The organism is Cyanobium sp. LEGE 06143 (assembly GCF_015207535.1).
GTDB lineage: Bacteria > Cyanobacteriota > Cyanobacteriia > PCC-6307 > Cyanobiaceae > NIES-981.
Genome location: NZ_JADEWP010000235.1, coordinates 1 through 3,180, shown reverse-complemented (window position 1 = coordinate 3,180; position 3,180 = coordinate 1). Strand labels below are relative to the sequence as shown.

At 71.3% G+C, this 3,180-nt stretch carries 3 protein-coding genes and 1 pseudogene; 2 read left to right on the top strand and 2 right to left on the bottom strand.

Annotated elements, in window-relative coordinates:
* Positions 1 to 520 (top strand): annotated as a pseudogene (locus tag IQ216_RS12855) (phosphoglucomutase/phosphomannomutase family protein); the annotation flags it as partial.
* Positions 521 to 530: 10 nt separating this feature from the next.
* The gene (gene rdgB / locus IQ216_RS12850) at positions 531 to 1,160 is read left to right on the top strand and encodes an RdgB/HAM1 family non-canonical purine NTP pyrophosphatase (RefSeq protein WP_193815786.1); all 630 of its coding nucleotides are present in this window, start codon (positions 531 to 533) and stop codon (positions 1,158 to 1,160) included.
* Here rdgB and IQ216_RS12845 read toward each other — a convergent pair.
* Complete coding sequence (locus IQ216_RS12845) at positions 1,157 to 2,707, bottom strand: carotenoid oxygenase family protein (RefSeq protein WP_193815785.1); 1,551 nt, start codon at positions 2,705 to 2,707, stop codon at positions 1,157 to 1,159. The genes rdgB and IQ216_RS12845 overlap by 4 nt on opposite strands.
* Positions 2,704 to 3,180: ATP-binding cassette domain-containing protein (locus tag IQ216_RS12840; RefSeq protein WP_193815784.1), on the bottom strand; the 477-nt coding region annotated here is incomplete at its 5' end. The genes IQ216_RS12840 and IQ216_RS12845, both read right to left, overlap by 4 nt.

The following is a 3,180-nucleotide window of genomic DNA, read 5'->3' as shown; positions in this document are numbered from 1 at the left end:
GGCGGAGGGGCTGGGGCGCACCGTGCTGGAAAAACCGGTGGGCTTCAAGTACATCGCCGCCGAGATGCTGGCTGGCGAGGTGCTGGTGGGGGGCGAGGAATCGGGCGGCGTGGGGTTCGGCATGCACCTGCCGGAACGGGACGCCCCCTTTGCCGCCCTGCTGCTGATCGAGGCGCTGGTGGAGGGTGGCGTGCCCCTGGGCCAGCGCCTCGATGCCCTGCAGCAGCGCTGTGGCGGAGCCGCGGCCTACGACCGGCTCGATCTGCGCCTGCCGGACATGGCCGCCCGGGGCCGGCTGGAGGCCCTGCTGGCCGCCCAGCCGCCGGCCGAGGTGGCCGGAGTGCCGGTGCAGGAGGTGATCCGCACCGACGGCGTGAAGCTGCGGCTGGGACCCAGCCACTGGCTGATGCTGCGCTTCTCGGGCACCGAGCCACTGCTGCGGCTCTACTGCGAGGCCCCCACTCCGGAGCGGGTGGCCTGCGTGCTCGCCTGGGCACAGCAGCTGGCCGAGCAGGTGTGAGGCTCTGGCCATGGAAACCACGAACAGCAAACCCGGCGTGCTGGTGATCGCCAGCGGCAACGCCGGCAAAGTGCGCGAATTCAGCCGGCTGCTGGCGGGGCTGGGCCTGGAGGTGAGGCCCCAGCCCGCAGGTCTGGAGGTGGAGGAAACGGGCAGCAGCTTCGCCGAGAACGCGGCCATCAAGGCAAGCGCCGTGGCCCCCCTGACGGGCTGCTGGGCCCTGGCCGACGACTCCGGCCTCTGCGTGACGGCCCTCGGCGGTGCCCCGGGGGTGCAGTCAGCCCGCTACGCCGCCACCGATGCCGCCCGCATCGCCCGGCTGCTGGAGGAACTGGCCGCCGTCAGTGGCAGCTCCGGCGCCTCCAAGGCCGAGCAGCGCAGCGCTCAGTTCAGCGCCGCCCTGGCCGTGGCCGACCCCCAAGGCAGGGTGCGGCTGGCGGTGGAGGGTCACTGCCCGGGCGTGATTCTGGAGGCGCCCCGGGGCACGGGGGGCTTTGGGTACGACCCGGTGTTCCACGTGCCCGAGGCCGGCCAGACCTTCGCCGAGATGGACAGCGCCACCAAGGCCCGCCTGGGCCATCGGGGCCGCGCCTTCGCGGCCCTCGAACCCCAGCTGCGCCAGCTGTTCGCCAGCCCTTAGGCCGCCACCCAGCTGCCGTGCAGGCCATGGGGGATGGCCAGCGGCAGCTCCAGCACCGCCTGCTCGGAGAGATCGTCGGCGTTGAGGATCACCAGGTCACTGGCGCAGCGGGCGCCGTTCCACACCACGCAGAGCAGCCAGCCGTCGTCTTCAGGGCCGCTGGCGGCTTCCGAGCCCGTGACGGCGCGGGGCACCATCACGGGCTCGCTCACGAAGCTCCGTGCCCCGGCGCACCACACGCGCCGCTCGCCGCTGCTGAGATCCAGCTTCTCGATCGCTTGCAAGGGCGCATTGCCGCGCTCCTGCTCGGTCACGGCCATCCAGGCGAAGCGGGCGTCGCGTCCCTGGCGGGCCGGATGCACGGTGGCGAATTCGCAGCAGCGCTGCTCCAGCCAGTCGGAGCTCACGGCCCCGCCAGGATCAGTGGCGGCCCGCTCCAGGTCGATGCGGCAGCGCTTCAGCTGCCCCTCGGGAATGGCCTCGAAGTCCACGGAGCGGAAGTCGTCGCCGGGGCCGATCGAGGGGAAGTCGGCGTAGAAGATCGAATCGAGCACCAGCTCGCCCGTGGCTTCATCCTCGAAGGCATTGAGGTGGTGGAACACAAAGCCCTCGGGGGCTGGCACCTCCAGGGGCTTGGCATGGCGCTCCGCCGCGGCACTGCCAGGCCGGGGCACCAGAAAGAAGCGGCCGATCTCGCCGGGCTTGGAGGCCAGGCACTGGGCCGCCCCCTTCTGGCCGAACACGTAAGGGAGGGGGTTGAAGGCCATGGCGTTCTGCAGGAACACGGCCCAGTTGGGGGTGATGGCGAAGTCGTGCAGGAAGGCGAAGCCCGCCATCGTGTCGTGGCGCTCCGCAAGCAGCTGGCCCGCCKGCACGCCGGCGGCAGGGTCGTCGGCCGTGGCGAACTCCATCAGCCGGATCGTGCTGCGCGGCCCGCTCTTGACACCGAAGGTCACCATCCGCGGCGCCCCCCGGTGACCGGGATCAAAGCGGGGGTGGGCGCTGAAGGCCTCACCCGGCTTGAGCACCCCATCGAGGCGGCTGAGGCCCCGGGTTTCCAGGCTGTGGGGATCGAGGGCATGGGGTTCCGCCGCCTCCCAGAGGGCCAGCAGCTGATCGCCGAGGCGCACCACGTGGGTGTTGGCGATGTTCTTGAGCCGCAGGTCGAAGGCGTTGGCCAGAGCACCCCCCGGTTTCTGGGTGCCGAACACGCCGCGGTACACGAAGCGGCCGGCACTCTCCTCGGCCTGCCAGCCCTCCGTGCGCACGAAGCGATTGCTGAGCCGGGCCTCGCCGCCCTCAAAGCGCAGGGCCGTGATCATGCCGTCGCCATCGAAGGGGTGGTGCACCCACTGCCCGCCCCGCTCCAGCCGGCCCGGGCCGTTGCGGTAGAGGCTGCCGCAGAGCTCGGCCGKGATGGTGCCCCGGCTCGCCGTGACGGCCACATCGGCGAGCTCGGTGCCCACGTTGCGGAAGGAGCTGGCCCAGTCGGCCCGCTGCCAGGTGGCGCCGGAGGGGGCCGGGGAACGGCTGGGGGCGATGGTCATCGGGACGACACCACGGAAGGGTTTGCGAATTGTGTCGAAAATAAGGCGGCATACCGGCCGCCGCGAGCCATCAGCTCCCGGTGGGTGCCGGATTCCACCATCGCGCCGGCCTCGATCACGCAGATCCGGTCGGCGTTCACCACCGTGGAGAGCCGGTGGGCCACCACCAGGGTGGTGCGGTTGCTCATCAGGCGATCCAGGGCCTCCTGCACCACCTGCTCCGAGGCGGAATCCAGGGCGGAGGTGGCCTCGTCGAGCAACAGGATCGGGGCGTTCTTGATCAGGGCGCGGGCGATGGCGATGCGCTGCCGCTGGCCGCCGGAAAACTCGTGCGGGTAGCGGTCGAACGCCCCGGCGTCGAGACCAACATGGTCCAGGAGCGCGCGTGCCTCATCGCGGGCTTTTGCAACAGGCATTCCATGGGCCACCGGCCCCACGGTCAGGATCCGTCCAATCGTCATGCGCGGGTTGAG

Excerpts from the sequence above, each read along its gene's own strand:
- rdgB (WP_193815786.1), top strand. The coding sequence starts at position 531 with ATGGAAACCACGAACAGCAAACCCGGCGTGCTGGTGATCGCCAGCGGC.